At 70.1% G+C, this 18,607-nt stretch carries 9 protein-coding genes (1 of these 9 running past the window's edge); all 9 read right to left on the reverse strand.

The genetic code is table 11. The annotated features are described in order from the left end of the window. Window positions 1–10,242, reverse strand: the 5' end (the start) of a protein-coding gene (locus C1708_RS10030; RefSeq protein ID WP_106412334.1) for an inositol polyphosphate kinase family protein. 19,866 nt of this gene lie to the left of the window's left edge; the window shows 10,242 of its 30,108 coding nt (coding positions 1–10,242); the start codon lies at window positions 10,240–10,242; its stop codon lies off the left edge, out of view. After that, window positions 10,243–10,590, reverse strand: coding sequence for a hypothetical protein (locus tag C1708_RS10035; RefSeq protein WP_106412335.1), 348 nt, complete (start codon window positions 10,588–10,590; stop codon window positions 10,243–10,245). It abuts the gene before it with no gap. A gap of 2 nt (window positions 10,591–10,592) precedes the next feature. Further along, window positions 10,593–11,096 carry a YbaB/EbfC family nucleoid-associated protein gene (locus C1708_RS10040; RefSeq protein ID WP_106412336.1) on the reverse strand — a complete coding sequence of 168 codons (504 nt, stop codon included), beginning with the start codon at window positions 11,094–11,096 and terminating at the stop codon, window positions 10,593–10,595. Between the two features lie 16 nt (window positions 11,097–11,112). Beyond that, window positions 11,113–13,950 (reverse strand): AAWKG family protein, encoded by a 2,838-nt coding sequence (locus C1708_RS10045; protein WP_106412337.1) that lies wholly within the window; start codon window positions 13,948–13,950, stop codon window positions 11,113–11,115. Window positions 13,951–13,962: 12 nt separating this feature from the next. Continuing rightward, window positions 13,963–14,409: a type VII secretion system-associated protein gene (locus C1708_RS10050; protein WP_106412338.1), complete on the reverse strand. Its 447-nt coding sequence runs from the start codon at window positions 14,407–14,409 to the stop codon at window positions 13,963–13,965. Window positions 14,410–14,437: 28 nt separating this feature from the next. Further along, window positions 14,438–14,758: a WXG100 family type VII secretion target gene (locus C1708_RS10055; protein WP_198602449.1), complete on the reverse strand. Its 321-nt coding sequence runs from the start codon at window positions 14,756–14,758 to the stop codon at window positions 14,438–14,440. A gap of 70 nt (window positions 14,759–14,828) precedes the next feature. Next, the gene (locus C1708_RS10060; protein WP_241911214.1) at window positions 14,829–15,191 is read right to left on the reverse strand and encodes a WXG100 family type VII secretion target; all 363 of its coding nucleotides are present in this window, start codon (window positions 15,189–15,191) and stop codon (window positions 14,829–14,831) included. A gap of 380 nt (window positions 15,192–15,571) precedes the next feature. Further along, window positions 15,572–17,050, reverse strand: coding sequence for a type VII secretion protein EccB (gene eccB, locus C1708_RS10065; protein WP_106412340.1), 1,479 nt, complete (start codon window positions 17,048–17,050; stop codon window positions 15,572–15,574). A gap of 16 nt (window positions 17,051–17,066) precedes the next feature. Beyond that, a complete protein-coding gene (gene eccD / locus C1708_RS10070; RefSeq protein ID WP_106412341.1) occupies window positions 17,067–18,464 on the reverse strand; it encodes a type VII secretion integral membrane protein EccD in 1,398 nt (465 codons plus the stop codon). Between the last annotated feature and the right edge of the window lie 143 nt (window positions 18,465–18,607).

The raw sequence follows: 18,607 nt of genomic DNA on the forward strand, positions 1-18,607 counted from the left end.
CGGGAACCAGCGGAAGTGACCCTTGTTGGTCAGGGCGTGCCACTCCGTCTGCAGGGCATCCGAGGAGAACGACTTCTTCAGGGACCTCTGGAGGAGGTTGGGGCGCGGGGCCGTGCCCGGTGACTTCTCGGTGGGGATGATCCCCCTGGCACGCAGGCGGTCGTTGATGGCGTCCAGGACACCGTCGGCCCTCACGATCTCCGGGTGCGAGACACCCGGCACCAGACCGGTGTCCAGATACGTCCGAGACACCACCGGTGCCGGCGTCGACTCCGTCGCGGGTGCCGGTACTGGTTCCGTTTCGGATGCCGGTTCCGTTTCGGGTGCCGGCGTCGACTCCGTCGCGGGTACCGGAGCCGTCTTCGTCTCGGGTGCCGGAGCCGCTGCTGCGTCTCCCTGCTCCTCCTGCTGATTCGCCTTGTCCGCCGCCGCCTTCCCGACGTCCTTGATCAGCTGTTCGATCCCGTGGTCGAAACGCCCCCGGTACTTCCTCGACTGCTCCTCGCCCAGCTTCTCACTGTCGAATGTGTGCGCGAAGTCAATGAGCTTGACCTTCGTGGAGGCCGCCTGGCTCCCCTCCTCCGGCTCCAGGTCCACCGCGATCAGCACGCTCGCCGCGACGAAGGAGAGACCGGATTCGTCGGCGGCCCGCCTCACCTGCTCCAATTGCCTCGCCAACGTCTCGTAGACGTCGGCTTCCTCCGAGAACTCCCGTACATTGCGCTCGGACCGTATGCCGTTGACCAGTCGCGAGTCTCCCAGGCCTGTGCCGCCGACCGTGCGATATCCGCGGTGTGCCGATCCGGTCATCATGTCGGCGAACTTCAGCCTGCTCTTCTTCCTCCAGGCGGCCGACGCTCCCAGAGCGAGCAACAACTCCTGCCTACTCGCTGTACTCTCACCCACCTTGATGTCGAGGAGCTTCGGCTTCCTCATCCCGCGGGTCAGGTTCTCGATGTAGACGTGGGTCGAATCGTCACCGCTCGTCCGGGGGTCCATCGCCTTCGCGGTCTCGGCCGAGTACGAGTTCGGGACGACTCCCTCCAGAGCGGGATGCCTGCCCGCACGCATCTCCCCGTAGAACTCTGCCTCCGCCTCGTTCGTGGGCTTCTCCAGGAAGAGTCCCTCGGCCCTCTTCTTGATCCCTCCGTGTCCCCCGGCCGCCTCCTCCGCCGGCTGCACGACCGCTCCGGACCTCGTTTCCCCAGTCTCGGGTGCCGGCGCCGGCTCCGGTCCCGTTTCGGGTGCCGGTGGGAGGAGGTCGGTCATGCGGCGCTCGGGGACGAGGAGGTCGAGGGCCTCCTGGGCGCTCAGGTACCGGGTCTCCTCGGTGAGTTTGTCATTGCGCCAGCGTATGTAGGTCAGTTCGAAGACCGGGGTGGAGCGGACCGTGTGCACGGGACCGCCGTAGGTGGCCCGGGTGATGTCGATGCGCCCGTCGGTGTTGCCGCTTCCCCGGCCCCAGCCCTTGGTGAGGGAGGCGTGGCCGACCACGTTGAGCCGCCCGCCGGGGCCGGTGGGATGGTCCTCGTGGCTGGCGTCGGAACCGAACCGCATCTGCGGGCCGACGGAGGCGGTCACCCCCAGCCCGTTGTCGACGTCTTCCTCGCCCGCGTGGTCCTGACTGCCCTTCGCGTACTGCTCGACCTCCACGTCCGGACTCGCCCCGAGGTCGTCCGGGTCATGGACGTGGATCTTCAGCCGCAGTGCCTGCTTGACGTTCCCGTCCTTCGGCAGCTCCGTCTCATAGCCCCCCTTTCGGACCGCTTCGCCGAAATGCTCGGCGAGGAAACCCGGATGGGCCAGGTCCCGGATCTCCTGCGGCCAGCCCGCCGGATTATCCAGCCACGCCTGCCGCAGGGCCTTCTTCGCCGCCCCCGGGAACATCTTCTCCGCATACATCCGGGCGCCGAGCTGGGCCAGTTCCGGCATCAGGTGGAAGGCCGGGTAGACCCCCTGGGCACCACCGGAGAAGTCCAGCCTGGGACGCTTGTCATCCGGCGGCCCGGGCAGCTCCTTCACGCCCGTCGCCTGCAGCTGCCGCACCTTCTCCGCCGTCACGGGCTGCTTGGAGGCATGCTCCTCCGGGACGACGACCCGCGCCACGAACGGAACGCGCCCACTGAGGTACCGGTGCTTGCCGGCGGGCCTGACCGTCCACTCCATGCCCATCAGATAACGGTGCTCGTCGACCCACGAGCCGGTCTCCGTACGGCGGTAGGTCCCCGAACCACCGCTCAGCTTGTCGCCCTTCCCCTTGCCCCTGCGCCACACACCACGTATCGCTCCGAACTGGAAACGGATGGGAGGTACGGTGAAACGCAGCCCCAGGAACGAGAGGTCGATCTCCGGGATGGCCAGCCGGGCACCACCACCGCCCGCCACACCGACCTTCCATCCCGTGCCGCGGCTGCCCCCTACCTTTCCCCCTTCCGCAGCCCGCGTGTTGACCTTCATGCGGTAGTCACCGGGGCGCGGGGATCCGTCCTCGGCGACCGGTTCGGCCATCGGGTTGGGACCGTCGATCCGGTTGCCCCACACCGCTTTGGCGGCCACCTCGTACTCGCGCCCGCCCACCTCGATGGTGCGGTAGACGCCCAGCAACGCTCCGTTCAGATCGCCCTCGACCGCGGGACGGCCGTAGAAGGCCGCCAGGTCCCGGTCCGCGGCGGCCCAGTGGCTCTTCTGCGCCTTCTCCTCACCGACGTCCATGACGTGCAGCTGCTCGATGGCGTCCCGCAGATCCTGCTGCAAGGACTCCACGCCGGGCAGCGCGGTCGGCACACCGAATCCGAGACCCTTGCGGGCCGCCAACGACAGGGGCTCCCGCGGATGAGGCTTCAACAGGTCCTTCACCCGGCTCACCACCATGCGGAACCGGAACGGCGGCAGCTTCGTGGGCAGCCTCCGGACCTTGCGCGGCTTCGACAGCGCGGGAACACGGTGCCGCGGCGCGTCCTCGCCCCCGGACTCCGGACGCAGATCCGACGTCCAGCCCTTGCCCACGATCCGCTTCACGAAGTGAGCGGCTTCCCGCTTGGGAACGCTCACCTCACCCACCGTCGTCTCCCGCACCGGAGCGATCTTGTGCGTGCTCGACTCCAGGTTCAGCTCGATACGCAGCCCGGCCCGGTAACGGGACTGCTCCGCGAAATCGTTCAGAACCGTGTGACTGAGACCGGACGTGTCCAGGGAGTGACCCACGTTCCGCTTCAGATCCAGGACCGCGCCGAACGCGGGCACCAGGCCCGTCAGCTCCGCACCCGCGGAGTCGTCGCCGTCCGCATGGGACCCGGGGGTCAGGTCGCCACCGGCACCGGCGTCACCACCGCCCATACCTGCACTGTTGTAACCGAAACCCAGACCACCGTCCGTGCCCCCCTTACGGTCAGCGGTGCTGCTGTCACCCACACCGATGTCGTCCCGGGTGCCGATCTTGCTGTCCCCCAGATACTGGAGACTGTCGATCTCCCGGCGGATCCTCAGATGCCCCCGGAACTTCTTCACCAGCGGCCCGGACACCTCGATCGTGTTCGACGAGTCACCGCTCGTCCACCACAGGTACCGGCTCCGGGCCGTCGTCTCCGTCAGGAAGCCCTGCGCCCGGTCCATCTTCGCCTGCACCAGGATCTTCCGCGCCACCGGAGCGGGCAGCCCCGCGGCCAGCATGTTGCGGTGCAGGGCCGCGATCGCCGGGGTGAGATTGACCGCCTGGAGCAGCTCCCTGGCCTGGGAAGGCCGCGCCGTACGGCCGGCGGGCGGCCGGGCCGCCTCCGGCGCCCGCTCGTCGGGGCGGTGCCCCTTCGTCCCCGTGTAGGCGGTCGGCACGTCGACGTGGAGCCGGTCGGGCACGGTGACCTGATGCTGCGGGGTGGGGGTCGCGTCCTCGCCGTTGACGTACACCTGCATCTTCAGGCCCGCGTCGAAACGGCTCAGGTCGTTGATGAAGGGCTTCCGCCCCGACAGCACCGTACGCAGCCAGCCCCGCGACTTGCTCTGCGAGGAACCTATCTTGAACTGCGGCAGCGCCAGCGCCGCCGCCGAGGCGAAAGCACTCGCCCCCAGGTTGAACAGGGTGAACAGTACCGAATCGACTCCCACACTCGACTCGTGACCGCTGCGCCCTCCCGTCGCGGTGGAACCGAAACCGACCGGATACTCCGAGACGTCCCCCTTGGGCGTCGGGATGCTGGACAGACCGTTCAGCACCGGACGCAGCCACACCAGACGGCCGTCGACGACCAGGGTCCGGCCGGCCGCCAGGATGTCGTCCCACTTCTTGGGGTCGGTCGTCAGCAGCAGGTCACGCACCGCGTCCTTGATCCCCGCGCGCAACGCCGTGTGCGGGCCGGGGCCCTGCAGGTCCAGGCGCGAACTGATCTGCTCCGCCCACTCGTCCGCCCGCTCCCGCGAGAAATCAACGTCCTTCGTCGACTTCGCGACGACGACCTGCCCCATCGCACCGTACGCGAAGTACCAGGGCGACGGATCCAGGCCCCCACCGGCCTCGACATCCTCACCCTCGGGGGTCGTCAGCACGATCTGCGGAACCGAGGATCGCTCCGGCTCCGGCGGAACGTCGGCCGGTTCCTGGAGGGAGGCGTCGAGCTGCGGAAGAGACGCGTCGAGCTGCGGGAGGGCACCGTCCAGGTCCGGCAACGGACCGTCCAGCCCCGCCACGTCAACACCGAGATCGGGCAACGGACCGTCCAGCCCCGCCACGTCAACACCGAGATCGGGCAACGGACCGTCGAGGCCGGACACCACGCCGTCCAGGCTCGGCAGTGGGGCGTCGAGCCCTCCGGCCGGTCCGGGATCGAGGAGGTCGGCGAGAGAGGAGGGTGCCTCGGACGCGACCTTCGTCTCGCCCCGGGCCGCGAACGTGACGCCTGCCGCTCCGTTCCCGCCGGTCTGCGTGCCAGTGCCCGGCGCGGCGAGGTCGCCGGGCCGGACGGTCGCCCAGTCGTCCGCCGCGGGACGCCCCGGCACACTGGGCAGGAGGCCGAGGTAGCTCGGCTGTGACGCTTGGGCCCGGGCCAGTCCCACCTGGCTCCGTGAAGCCCAGACGGTACGCCCGGTCCCGGCGCTGACGACGGCCCGCGGATCGGCGTTCGGGGTGCCGGTGCCGACCGGTGCGCGGACTGCCGCCCACGGGACGGCCAGGACGACGTCCGTGGTGTCCTGCGGGCGTTCGCCCAACACCGGGTCGACTGCCAGCAGTTCAGCGACTTCCTCGTAGGGGACCCGGACGTCGATGCCGCCGGGCAGGCTCATGAGGAGGTGATCCGGACCGCCGTCGGCCCACACCAGGTAGGCCGGCGACTTGCCGGGTGCGCTCCACGGCGGTTTCTCCCACCCCACGTTCTGGTATCCGCCGCCCGGTGTGTCGGCGACCACGAGGACGGTATCGGTGGCCGTGGCCGGATCCGTGGGCGCGTCCGCGGTCCGTGGAATCGGGCGCCAGCGCCGTCCGGTCGGCGCCCCCGTGGGGTCGCGCAGCAGCGTCTCCGGTGCGAGGGCGCCCAGTGTCTGGAGGTGGAAGGCGCCCAGTTCGACCAGGTTGTCCACGTCGACACCGACGGCCGCCGCCTGCGCCACCAGGTACAGCAGGTCCGGCCGCCGGGAGGGATCCGGCCGGTCCAGGTGGAGCAGTCTGCCGGTGAGGGCGTCCGGGTCCGGCGTCCTGCTCTCCCATTCCAGGGCTTTCACCATCGCCCAGAACAGCCGGGCCCGCTCCGGATCCCCGATGCCCGTCACGCCCGGGTCCTGCCTGAGGACGTGGGCGGCCACGCTGTCCAGCTCCGCAGCCGACAGACCACCCCACCACTGAGCGGCGGCGGTCACCCGCGGCAGGGCGACGAAGTCGGTGAGCACGGTGTCCGGTCGCAGGCGTACGGCATCGGCGGCCCGCAGCAGCAGGGACCGGTAGGCGTCGGGGCCGGGCTCGCCCGGCTGCTGCGCCCGGGCCGCCCGCTCGAACAGGTCCATGCTGAACGGGCCGTGGTCGCGCAGCGTCGGATCGGCCTCGCGCATGGTCTCCAGCGCGCCGGCCCCGGCGAGGAGATCACCGTACCGGCTGTCGTCCTCGATCTCCGCGCCGAACACCTGCCGCAGCGCGCGGACCAGTCGCAGCGCCGTTTCCCGGGTCGCGTCCGGGACCGGTTGCGCGGGATCGGTGTGCAGACCCGCCGCACGGGCGCGATCGTCGAGCATGTCACCGACGGGTTCCGGACGGTGCACCACCCACTTGCTGCGCCGCCCCCGCGAATCCGTGTCGATGCCGTAGACGTACCTCTTGGCGCCCCGCGGCTGGATACGCACCACGCCGGTGGCGCCGTACACATGGCGCTTGGTCTCGTTGGAGACGTGCTGGCTCTCGCTCACGACCGCCAGCGGGTCGGGCACGAAGACGTCGTCGATGCCCCTGCGGGGACGGACCACACCCGGCGGAGTCGCGCTGAAGCACGGCACCATCAGGATGCCGTGGTCCTTGGGGAGCCGTGCCAGGCTCGGACGACGCTTGAGCATTCCGCCGGTCTCCCGGCCCCGGCCACGGTGGGACGGGTCCGACACGGTCGGCAGCATGGTCGAACCGGGCCGGCCATGCCCGCCGAAGACGTACACCGGCTTGCCCGCGAACAGCACGGGCTCGGCGTCCTTCGCCCACTTCTGCGTCGTCGGGTTGTAGTGCCACAGCTCCGTCGACTCCGTCGACTTCCGCAGGACGTGCAACAGTTCCGGAGCCTCGGAGTCCTCGAACACGGCCCGGCCGATCGGCCCCCGGGCGGTGACGATGGTGTGGGACAACTGCTCGCGCTCCCAGGCCGGGGCGTTCGCGGCTTCAGCCGGATCGAGCACCTGGCCGGGGGTGCTGCGGATCCAGTCGGCGTGCGGCAGTCCGCCGCCGGACCACAGGGAGACGACGTGCGGCCCGGACGGGTCCTCCTTGGACGTCTCCACCCGGCCGTTGGCCGACCAGACGTCCCGGCCGACGCGGTCCGCGGCCCGGCGCGGCAGCTCCAGCCCCCGGGAGCCGGCGTCGGGAATGAGCAGCACCACGGGGACGTCCGTCGGCAGTCTGCTCAACGCCGAATCGAGCATGAGCAGTTCGACGAAGACATCGATCGGCACCGGACGCGGGGCACCGTCGTAGCCGCGTACGACGATCCGCTCGTGGTCGCCCTCCGCCATCACCACGTACGGATCCGGCTCACCGGGCCGGTGCCAGGGCGCGGCCTCCACGTCGTAACGGTCCAGAGTACCGTCGGCCCTGCGGGTCACCCTTCCGGTGCTGGTGATGTCCGGACCGGTGATGACGGTGCCGGTCCAGTTGCGCCCCCGGGTCCGGCCAGTCAGCGTACGGCTGCCGGCGAGGACACCCTGGAGCCGGAGGTGGAGAGCGGCGAGGGCGGCCAGGCTGCCCGCCGACTCCGCCGCCGGATCCGTCGCCACCCTGAACAGGTCGTCGCGATGCGCGTGGGTCACCGGAGCGGACGAGTCCAGGAGCAGCACCCGGCGGGCCACGGCGTCCAGGGCGAGTGGGCCGTCACGCAGAGCGGGGTCGGCCAGACGGAGCCGTTCGAGGCGTGCCACGGCGCCGCGGAGATCGGGGTACCTCCGGTCCGTCTCGATGCCGGGGCCGAACACGCCCGTCAGCACCTGCTGATGAATCTCCTCGGGGGTCGGTGACGGGGACGCCTGAGGCGAGGCGTTCATGGTCACATCGCCGTCGGACGGGGAGGCTCCGACGTTCGAGCCGTCGTCGTCCTTCCGGTCCGTGATCATGTCGATCGAGTCCGGGGAACCGGGCGGTGAGGAGGACTCGGCAGTGACTCCCGCCGGGGCTGGGGAACTGAACCGCAACGCGTCGACGACGGTCGGCGGCGGCTCCGCCGGGGAGTCGAGGACCGGCAGTTCTCCGGATTCGGTGCGGACGGGCCGGAAGGGCGGCGGGACGTCGGAGGCCGGCGCGGTGCCGGTCTCCCGCTCGGTATCGGTCCGAGTCCCGGTATCGGTATCGGTGTTCGGCACGGTGGTGGGCGGGCCGGACTGCTCGGACTCCTCGGCCGTGGAGGTGCGGACGTCGTCAGGGGTGACGGCGTCGGTGTCCGCGGGGGTGGTGACGGGCTGGCCGGACGGGGTGGTCTGCGATCGCTGCTGCGGGGTGGCGTTCGGCGTGCCGGACGTCGGGGAGGTGACGGTCGACGGGGTGGGCGCGGCGGCGGGCGTGGTGGGGGCGGAGGCCGCGAGAAGCGTTGCCGGGGGCGGCTGCTCCTGGCCGCCGGGCGTGTACCGGGTTTCGGGTGTCGTGACCGTCGCCGGGGGTGCGGCGCTCTCCTCCGTGCTCCGGTCCACGTCGGCGCTGTCGGCGCTGTCGACGTGGGGGATGGTCGTGTCCTCGTCCGCCGACCGCTGGCGTTCGGGTGCGGGCCGGGTCTCGGGGCTCGCGGTGGCGTCCGGAACCCCGGTGACATCGGGGTTGTTCCGGGTGTCGTCCGTGCGCTCGGTGAGCGGTGTGTTCGTGTCGTCGTCCGCCCACGACCGGTCTTCGGACTCGTCCGGTACGAAAGCGTTGCCGCCCGGCTGGGTCGCGGAAGGTCCCGGGGCGGACGAGCCGGCGGTGGCGGGCCTGTTCGCCGGCAGGCCGTTGTCCGTGCCGTTGTCCGTGCCGTCGGTCGAGCCGGGTCCGGGAACCGTGGCAGGCGGCGGGTTGAGCGTGGAGATGATGCTGTCGGTGTCCAGGTTTTCCGAGGCCGACGGTGTGTTCCAGCCGACAGCGGGGGCCGGGACCGTGCGGTCGAGGCCGTCCACGCCCTGGTTCCGGTAGGGGTCCTCGTACAGGTCCGAGGAGGCGGACGTGTACGACGGTTTGCCCGCGCCCGTCACTCCCGCCCCGGACGACACGCCGGTTCCGCCGTACGCGGTGACGCCGTTGCCGGCGAAGGGGTCAGGACCGTAGTCCGAGACATCCGAGACGGCGGAGGCATCGCTGACGTCACTGACGTCACTGATGTCACTGACGTCACTGATATCACTGATGTCGCTGTAGACCGACGCCACGTCGCTGACGTCGCTGTAGACCGACGCCGCGTCGCTGACGTCACCGGCGGACGAGCCGCCGCCGTCACCACCGGGAGGGTGCGGCGGCGTGTACGGCGACGTGTACGGGGCGCTCCAGACATCGGTGGTGGAGACGGTGGCGGGCCGGGGCGACGGAGCGGCGACGGGGTCGTGGTTCTCGTCGTCGTACGGGTCGCCGTTCCCCGCGCCCGGCAGGCTGTTGACGTTGCCGGGGCCGAGGTCGAGGTTGTGGAAGAACTTGTCGTGCAGGAACTTTCCGCCGAACTCCACGCCGCTGGAGAACGCTGCGGAGATCAGGCCGCTGATGCCCCCGCTCAGGAACGTGCCGGGGCTGAAGGTGAACGTGCCCATGAAGACCAGGTTGGTGAAGCCCTCGGCGAAGGTTTCCGCCTGTCCCTCGTTGATGAAGCTGAACGGGAGTTCGGACGCTTCTTTCCAGAAGTGGTTGTTCTTGAAGATCTTGTTGATGAACTTCGCGCCGAACTCACCGAAGATGCTCGCGAAGAATCCCGCGATCATCCCCGCGAACGCCGACTGCCCGACGTTCTTCCAGTCGATCTCCTTGCGCCGGAGGTCGACGGCATCCGGCGCGGTCATGGAGATCAGCTGCGAGGTGAAGGTGACGAACGCCTCCTGGAGCGCCTCCAGCACCATCGACAGCGGCGTGGGAACCGCGTGTCCCAGCCGCTGGAAGATCAGCAGCATCGCGAGCGCGGTACGCGACTTGACGACGATGGCCTGGGTGAGCGACGTACCGCCGGTGAACACGGCCAGTGCGGCGAGCAGAGCCAGTTCGATGTTCATCAGGATGAACTCGATGAGGACCTGGTACTTCCCCTCGGACAACTGGATCGAGCGGTCCACCTGCCGGGACCCGAGCTCCCGGAGTTCGTTGGAGAGATTCCTCAGGTGGTTGGTGTCGTTGTCGTCGACGAAGAGCCTCAGCGCGGCGACGAACTGCTCGGCGACCCGCGGCGGGAGCGATCTGCCCGCGGTCTCGATCGCTCCCGCCAACGCGTCGGCCAGGCGGTCGATGTCCTCCGCGAGCCGGTTGTAGGGGCTACGGCTTTCGGCTCCCAGGTCCTCGTTGCCCTTGCCGATGTTCGCACCCACCCAGGCCTCGATGAACTCCTGCAGGCCGGGCGGGAACATGATCGCCATTCAGTGCCTGTTCCCGCTCTCCGCACCGTGGGCGTCGATGGCGTCGCTCGCCTGGAACGACGGCCGCTGCACGTGCTCGCGCTGCGCGGCGAGCGCGTCGACCAGCGCCAGGAACGCACCGGTGATGTCCATGACCGTGGTCCGCACCTGCTCCTGTTCCCGCCGCACCTGCGGACCGACGGCATTGGCGAACTCGTCGTCGCCGCCCTCCTCGCCCCACCAGCCCGCGTACTCGGCGCAGCCACTCTCGAACCTGGGCAGCGCCTCCTCGCTGTACTGCACGGCGTTGTCGACGTGCTTGGACCCCTTCCGGATCCCCTCGACATCCGCGAAATACCCATCGGCCATGACTACGCCCCCTCCTGCCGTTCCCGTCGCCCGTCCGCCGTGCCGTGCACCGGCGGGGCGGCGGGCTCCTCGTCGTCCTCGACGATCTCGTCGCGGAGCCGGCTCATCGCCGTCGGCTCCTTCGTCACGGAGGTCTCGCGGAGCAGCGATCCGAAGATCGACTCCCAGTCGACCCCGGTCCGCTCCGGGGCACCCCACATGGTCATCCTGGTGAGCGGCTCAAGGGTGTCGACGACCCGGCGGGCCATCTCGGCCCGCGCCTTGTTCGCGGCCTCCAGCACGGCCGCGGACAGCTGGGCCGCCGCCATGGTGCGGTACTTGCCGTCGAGGAACTCCAGGCTGGTCAGTTCCCCCTTCGCACCGACGGACACCCGGACCGACCGGTCCGCCGAGCGGGCGGTGGCCGACGCCGAGTCCAGTTCCCTCCGTGCCGAGTCCGCGGCCTTCTCCGCCGCTTCGAGGCGGGCCATCGCCTGGGCCACCCGGTCCTCCATCGGCTGACTCATCCCGTTCACCTTTCCGTCAGCGCCCCAGGGCCTGCGGCGCGCCGCCCTCGTCGGTGCCCCAGACGTCCTCGTCCTCGGTCAGCCATGTGGTCCGTTCCCTGTCCCCGCTCTCCGTCTGCGGCCTGCCCTCCCCCGCCCCGCCCATGCCGCCCATGGGCGGCATGAAGGGCATGCTGCTGCTGGTCTGCGTGCCCCTGGGGACCACGCGGTGTTCCTCGTCGCCGGCGGCCGACGTGCCGGCCGTCCGGCCGGACCGGGTGACACCGGGCTCGATGACGTTCCTGGTACGTTCGCCGGCGCTGCCGCCGCCCTCACCACCGGCGCCCCGCGTCATCGGCGGGTACATGCCGGGCGACCCCGACCCCGATCCCGTGCCGGCGCCCGCCATGGCGTCGCTGCTCGCCGGGCGGCCCAGTGCCGAGGCGAGGTCGTCCTGATTGTAGAGGTTGTCGTTGAACACGGAGGAGTACATCGAGTCGGCCGCGGCAGCCCCGTTGATGGCGGCCAGACCGGGGGGTTCGGAGAGGTCGGCGATCCGCTGACGGATCTGCTCCTCGATGTCCTTGCCACCGGAGTCGATCCGGTCGTACTCGGCCTGGATCTCCCGCATGCGCTGGTCGTACTCGGCCTTGGCGTCCTTGCGTGCCTGCTCGGCCTCGCTGCGCGCCTCCGCCCGGTCCGCCTGGGCGTCGGCCTTCGCCTGGTCGTACTCCCGCCTGGCCTCGGCCTCGGCGGCGTCCGCCCGCTCGACGGCTTCCCGCTCGGCGGCATCGATCTCCGCGAGCCGCCGGTCGTACTCCTGCCGGGCCTCGGCCTCGGGGGTTCCGGCGGCGATCTCACGCTCGTACTCCGCGCGTGCCTCCGCCCGGTCCTGCTCGGCCTCCTCGCGGGCCTGCTCCCGCTGCTCCTGGGCCTCGGCCTTCTCCCGCTCGTACTCCCGCCTGGCCTCCGCCTCCTGACGGTCGGCCTCCGCGAGTGCGGCATCGCGCTCGGCGCGGGCTTCGGCCTTCTGCTGCTCGTAGTCCGCCTGGGCTTCGTCCCTGGCCTGCTGGGCGTCCAGCCTGGCCTGCTGCTGCTCCCTCAGCGCCTCGCGGCGGGCCTCCTCCTGCGCGGCCTCGGCCTCGGCCTGCGCGTCGGACTGCTCCTGCCTGGCGGCGTCCCGCTCGGCGCGCGCCTCGGCCTGCGCCGCCTCCTGCGCGGCCTTGGCCTCGGCCCGCTCCTGCTCGGCCCGTGCCTTGGCCTCCTCCTGCGCGGCCTTGGCCTCCGCCCGGTCGGCTTCGGCCTGCGCATAGGCTCGTTCCCGTTCCTTGCGCGCCTCGTCCTGGGCCTTCTGGTTCTGCGCGAGGACGAATGCCTGCTGCTGGGCTGCCGCCTGCTTGGCCTCGGCCCTTTCCTTGTCGGCCTCGGCCCGGTCCGCGTCCGCCCGCGCCTTGGCCTCCGCCTTGTCCTTGTCGGCCTCGGCCCGGTCCGCGTCCGCCCGCGCCTTCGCCTCCGCCCGGTCCGCGTCGGCCTGCGCCCTGGCGGCGGCGGCAGCAGCGTCCGCCTCCTTCTTCGCGGCGTCCGCCTCCACTTTGGAGGCGATCTCGGAGAGGTCGCCCTTGTCCTTGTCGGTCAGGCTGGTGTCGAACGCCTTCTGAGCCGCTGTGAACGCGTCGTAGACCGCGACAATGGCCTTGGCGCCGGCCGTGCTGAGCCAGTCCTGCACGGACTGGTCCCAGCGGCGGATCGCCTCCTCACCGATCGCCTTCCACGTGGCGATGTCGGTCGGTTTGCCGTACGGCTTCCCCTCGATGACGATCTCGCTGACGAAATCCTCTTTCGTCACCATCGTATAGGTGTTGGTGCCGTACATGCCGTTGTAGTAGTAGTCCGCGTCGAGGTCCGTGTGAACGTGCTGGTTTTCGAGGACATGCAAGCGCGCTGCCTGGAGCATGTCGTACAGCCAGCGCTGCGGATTGCTCTCCGCTCTCCATGCCTCCCAGGCGTTGTAGAGGTTCGTCACCTGTTCGAGGAGAACCCTCTGTGCCGCGGCGAGGGCCCGGGCGGGCTCGGACGTCACCGTCACGTTGTCGATGGTGATCGCGACCCCCGTGCCGCCCTTCCCGTTGACCTGGTCGGCGTAGCCCTCGTAGTTACGGGCCAGTTTGTGGATGAGTTCCTTGAAGATGGCGGCCGATGTGCCGTCCCAGGAGTCGCTGCCCTCTCCGATGTCCTCGGTGTCCCACTTGCCGATGGTGAGCGCGCCGCTCTCGAAGAACTTGACGGCCCGGTCGAACGCCTTGGCCGTTTCCGTGAAGGAGAGCAGGTCGACGTAGTGGGCGTCGCTCACATCCCTGGAGCGGCTCTTGTACCCGTGGGTGGTGTGGGGCCACGTCTTCAGATGCGCGAGGACGTCCCTGGAACCGTAGACGTACTGAACCAGGGCGTTGGTGTCCCAGTCGAGTTTGTCGCCCTCGTTGTTCCAGATGCCCTTGTTCTTCAGGACCTCGCTGGTCTTCGATGTGGCCGGTATCTCGTCGTCGCCGTTCGGCACCACATGAGCCAGGCCCCCGAGGAAGGTGATGTACGCACGGTACGCGTAGACGGTGGTCCCCGGGGAAGGGTTGTCGCCGACGGGAACGTAGAAAGGGATCGTGTAGTCGGTGTTGTGCGTCTTCCAGCCGCTCGGGGAGGCAAAACCCGGCAGGTACGAAGCGTTGAGGTCCTCCAGCCGGACATGCATGAGCGGGATGTCGTCATTGCCTCGCAAGTCATTGAACAACTCGCTGCGTTTCGGCAGGGGGTAGCCGGTGAGGAGCTCGATCGCTCGCTTCCAGTTGTCTTCGTTGTTGTTGTCGTCCGCGGGCTTGGCCATCACCGAACTCCGTCACTTCTGCTGTTCGGTGGCACCGGGGTTGTCGAAATCACTGTCGACATCCTCGAAGATGTCCATGAAATCGTCCGCGGTGATGCCCTCAAGGTTCTTGCCCTGACTTTTCGTCAGTTCCGTGATGGTTTCCCACAGCGCCTGCTCCAGGTCCTCGAAGAGGACTCCCTGGGCCTGGAGAATGCGCAGGATCTCAGCCGCGCCCCCCCGGACGACCGTGTTCAGGCCGTCCCCGTCGACCACGCTGTCCTGACCGCTCATCATGCCGATCCTCAGCGGCTTCGACACGTCGATCGTGTCGACGTCCATACCACTCACGAGAGACGAGATGGCGGGGCCGGCGTTCGGGTCGTCCTTGAGGATGTTCTCCAACTGGATCCGGAAGTCGTCGATGTGGTTCGTGATGAACTTCCGCAGGAACTCGCTGTCCAGGACCGTGGCGGCCACGTCAGCTCCCTTCCGTCACCGGCCCGTGTCAGCGGCCGCCGATCCTGATGTCGCTCCAGCGCTGCGACAGGTTCTGCTCCGTGGACCGGTAGTTGGCGGAAATCTCGGTGAGCAGGCCGGAGTGGTTGGCGAGCAGGTTCCTGATGTTCTCGACAGCGCCGTTCCACGCCGCCTGCACCGTGTCGTAGACGTCCTTGTCGTCACCGACCCAGGTCTTGCGGAGCTCGGTCAGCTCCATCTCCAGATTCTCCAGGATGTTCATGATCGCCTGGGACTGGATGATCATGTCCTCGGCCGAGCCTTCGGCGCGGTCGTAGTCGACGTAGATGTAGCCGTCGGAGAAGTCCATCAGAGTCCTCGATTCGCCGGGAGAACCACAAAAAGGGTGAAAGGCCGGGGTGTACTGGATGAGCCGCGGATCAGGCCGCCGGCGTGCCCGACGACGTGTTGGTGCCGTTGAGCTCGTCGAACACGGCCGTGGAACGGGAGTACTCCGCGTCGATCGCGTCGCTGGTGGAGCCCTGGACCAGCCCGTGCTCCCGGAGGGTCTCGTTGAGCTCGTCGACCATCCGGTCCAGGTTGATCAGGATGGTGTCGACGTGCCCGTCCCACTGCTCCAGCAGCTTCTTGAACTTGGCACCGTCCGCGCCCCCGTAGCTCATGGCGAGGTTCTCCGCCGTGGCCTGGACGTCCTGCTGACGGGTCTGAATGCTGGTGAAAGCCTGTTCCAGCGCCATGATCCCGTTGCGGGTCGCGGTTTCTTCGGACTGCTGCATGGCCATGAGAGAACTCCCTTTTCGGCAAGAACACCGAGCTGTGGCCCTCACATCGCCCCGTGGGCAGACAGGGTGTTCCGGCAGTCACCGCCGACTCGCCGGAGCGTGAGGTCGCCCGATGCTAAGCAGGCCCCAACTTGTTTGGCAATTTCTCCCCGAGTCCTTTCGTCCGCCCGAAACACCGAACGCCTCGGCTCAATTGAGCAGAGGAGAGGAATACGCGCCGCTCACTTGAGCGGCGCCGGGAATCCAGTCGGACAGAACGGACATCGCCGCCGCTTCCCGGGGCCTGGTGGAGCGTCCGGTTTAACGGAAAGTGACCGCAGGGATTCCAAGAATTCCCCCGGTGTCCGGTCTTCGTGCGGGCATGTCTCCCCTTCCGCCCGTTACCTCCCCGGGCACCGCAGCGTCACCCGCGCCTCGCCGGAGGACGCCGCCTCGGGGGTCAGATCGGGGCCGCTGGGCAGCATGGCCAGCAGCGGGGACGGCATCGTCCGCGCCTCGACGCCCCCGTAGCCCAGCGCCTCCACGCCCTCCTGGGACAGCAGCCGGTACTTCACGCCCTCGTCCGTGACCAGGTAGGTGGTGTCGCCCAGCGCGCTGCCGCTGGCGCTCAACGCCCTGACCAGCGAGCCCTTTCCGGCCTGCACGGCGATGGCGTCGACCTTCAGGCAGCCCGGTTCGGTCGCGGGCGCCGGTTCCTGCACGGTCCGGGGCAGGGCGCCCTCGGGCAGCACCGAAGCGCCCACCCGCACACCGGAGCCCGCGGAGTCGACGTCGGCGCAGGCCACGGAGCCGGCGGGGACGGTGACCGCCGCCGGCGGCTTCTCCGGCAGCTTCGCCGAAGAGGCCTCGGCGGACGCGGAGTCCTGGGCGAGGTGCTCGGCCAGGATGTCCGCGCCGAGCGTCGCCACGTTCGCGGCCTCGCCGCCGTACGCCCTCTCCCGCGTCCGCGGGTCGCCCAGCACGAGCGTGGCCTCGGTGGCCGTGAGCGGGACCAGGCCCTCCCGGGTGAGCAGGTGGTGCCGGGCGTCGGAGCCGGGTACGTCGACCCGGAAGAGCTGCCCGACGCGGGTGTCGTGTCCGCCCAGTTCGGGGCCCTTCTCGCCCCGGCCGGGCACCTCGGCGGGGGTCAGGTCGGGGCCCAGCGGGAAGGCGTCGAGGAAGGCCGCGGACACGGGACGCGGTTCGACGCTGCCGTATCCGAGGGACTCGGCCGCCTTCGCCCGTTCGTCCAGGCGCAGCCGGCTGCCCTGCCAGAGCAGGTACGTGGCGTCGTCCGGACCGGCCACGAGCAGGCCCTCGCCGGCGCCCAGTCGCCTGCCGCCGGGCAGGTCCTGCGGCGCGTCGGTGCCCAGGGCGAGGGTCGTGGTCGCCGTGACCACGCCGGTCGTCCGCGGCCGGACGGCGGAGCACACCAGCCAGGGGGTGCGGTCCAGGTCGCCGGTGCCCGGCAGTGCGTCGGGCGCGTCGGGGACGCCGAGCGGCGTTCCGTGCGCAGTGCCGGCCAGCGAGGCCGTGCCCACGGTCGTGACCTTGATGTCGCCGCCGGCGATCAGCCGGGCGGACGCGTAGTTGCGCACCGGACGCAACCTGCCGTCCAGGTACAGGTAGCGCGCGCCGGTCTGCTTGTCGACGATCAGGTTCTCGCCCGAACGCCACGAGTCGTTGCCGCCGGGCCGGAGGAGGCCGAAGACGAAGGCGCCGGCGCACACCAGCACGGCGATGACCACGCCTATCGCGGCACCGCGGTTGGTTCTGCCCAGGGGGCTCTCCGGGGCGTCGGGCTCGGCGCGCAGCATGGCCGAGGCCAGCCGCCCCATGACGAAGAGGTGCGCCTGTACCTGGTCGCGTTTGTTGTCCACGTCACGTTCTCCCGGGTCAGCCGTTGATGCCGCGGAGCAGGCCGTAGACGCCCATGGACCAGAGCGTCAGCGGCAGGATGCTGATGGCGGCGAGCGAGTGCAGCAGTTCGGCCGCGCGCCCCCAGTAGGGCACGAGCCGTCGCCCCGGCACGGTCCACGAGGCGATCGTGATCACGGCCGCCAGTCCCGTCAGACCGGCCACCAGGGTCAGCCGGTCCGCGGGGGCGAGCGCGCGCGCGGCCACCACCAGCAGCAGCACCACGCCCCAGGCCCCGGCGGCGGTCAGCGCCAGCCGCTGCCAGACGTTGCCCAGCCCCCGGCTGTGCAGCAGCAGCAGGAGTGACAGCGCGACGACGGTGAGGACCTCGGCGAGGCCCTGGTCGGCCAGGAGCGCCGCCGTGCAGGGCAGGCAGATCAGGCCGATGGCGCCGTAGAGGGCGGTCATCCAGTCGTCCGCCAGCCCCGACCGGATGTCGACCTCCGAGGTGGGGTACGGGTCGATGCCCTGCTGCAGCTGCTGGACGTTGGTCGGCAGCGGCGGCATCCGCATGCCGGCCAGCCGGAACGACAGCGACGGGACGAAGCCGCCGAACAGCACCACCACCACGGCCACCACGCCGGCCGCCTGCTGCGGTGCCAGGTCCAGGGTGATCAGGCCGGCGCCGAGCGCCCCCGCCGCCGCGATGCAGGCCGCGCCGACGAACAGCGCCGGGTACACGCCGACCGCCGCCAGGGCGAGCACCACGCCCGCTCCGCCGGCCGCGGACGCCGCCAGCAGGCGTGCGCCGAGGACGGCTTCGCCGTCGGCGCCGCCCAGGTCGCCGCCCGGCAACAGCCAGCCCGCCAGGGCGAAGTAGGGCGCCGCCATCAGGCCGAGCACCGAGCCGGCCCCGGCGTCCCCGACGGCCCGGGAGGCGCTGCCCGCTCCGGCGATCAGCAGCAGTCCGACGGCCGAGGCGGCGACCGCCCGCACCCAGCCGTCCGTTCCCGGCACGGCCAGCAGCACGACGCCCAGCGTCAGGGTGGCCGCGGCCAGTCCGCGCAGCAGTCGCCGGCCGGCCTCCGGGCTCCAGCCGTGCGGCCTGCGGCTCATGCCGTCGGAGATGCCGTCGACCAGGTCGTCGATGTGCACCTCGGGCAACGCGTCGGTACGGGGCCGCAGATAAAGCTCCTCCCCGTCCCGCAGACCGAGGGAGTCCAGGGTACTCTCGGGGTCGAGCGGTGGACCGCCGAGACGTTGCAGTACCCAACCACCGTGCTCCAGGCCGGCCTCCTCCAGGTCGTCCCCCCCGTAACCGATCACAGTGGGCAGCAGATCGGCGACGGGGACATCGGAGGGCACGGCCAGGTCGACGGTCCTGGCCGGGGCACGTACGGTGACGCGGCACAGGCTTGCCGCCTGAATCTCAGTCATGGGTTTCGGGTTCACGCTTTCTGGCGGACCACGCGATACGCGGTGGCTGGAAGATGGCAGTGGCACGCCGGCCGGTCGCTGAACGCGACGAGAAAGTCGGACGGGGCATGCGCCGACGAGTTTGACCGCACACCGGCCTTTTC

Source organism: Streptomyces sp. DH-12, from assembly GCF_002899455.1.
Taxonomy (GTDB): domain Bacteria; phylum Actinomycetota; class Actinomycetes; order Streptomycetales; family Streptomycetaceae; genus Streptomyces.

What these genes read in the sequence shown, in the direction of transcription:
- C1708_RS10035 (WP_106412335.1), bottom strand. Translation starts at nt 10,590, where the DNA reads ATGGCCGATGGGTATTTCGCGGATGTCGAGGGGATCCGGAAGGGGTCC.
- C1708_RS10040 (WP_106412336.1), bottom strand. Translation starts at nt 11,096, where the DNA reads ATGAGTCAGCCGATGGAGGACCGGGTGGCCCAGGCGATGGCCCGCCTC.
- C1708_RS10045 (WP_106412337.1), bottom strand. Translation starts at nt 13,950, where the DNA reads ATGGCCAAGCCCGCGGACGACAACAACAACGAAGACAACTGGAAGCGA.
- C1708_RS10055 (WP_198602449.1), bottom strand. Translation starts at nt 14,758, where the DNA reads ATGGACTTCTCCGACGGCTACATCTACGTCGACTACGACCGCGCCGAA.
- C1708_RS10060 (WP_241911214.1), bottom strand. Translation starts at nt 15,191, where the DNA reads ATGGCCATGCAGCAGTCCGAAGAAACCGCGACCCGCAACGGGATCATG.
- eccD (WP_106412341.1), bottom strand. Translation starts at nt 18,464, where the DNA reads ATGACTGAGATTCAGGCGGCAAGCCTGTGCCGCGTCACCGTACGTGCC.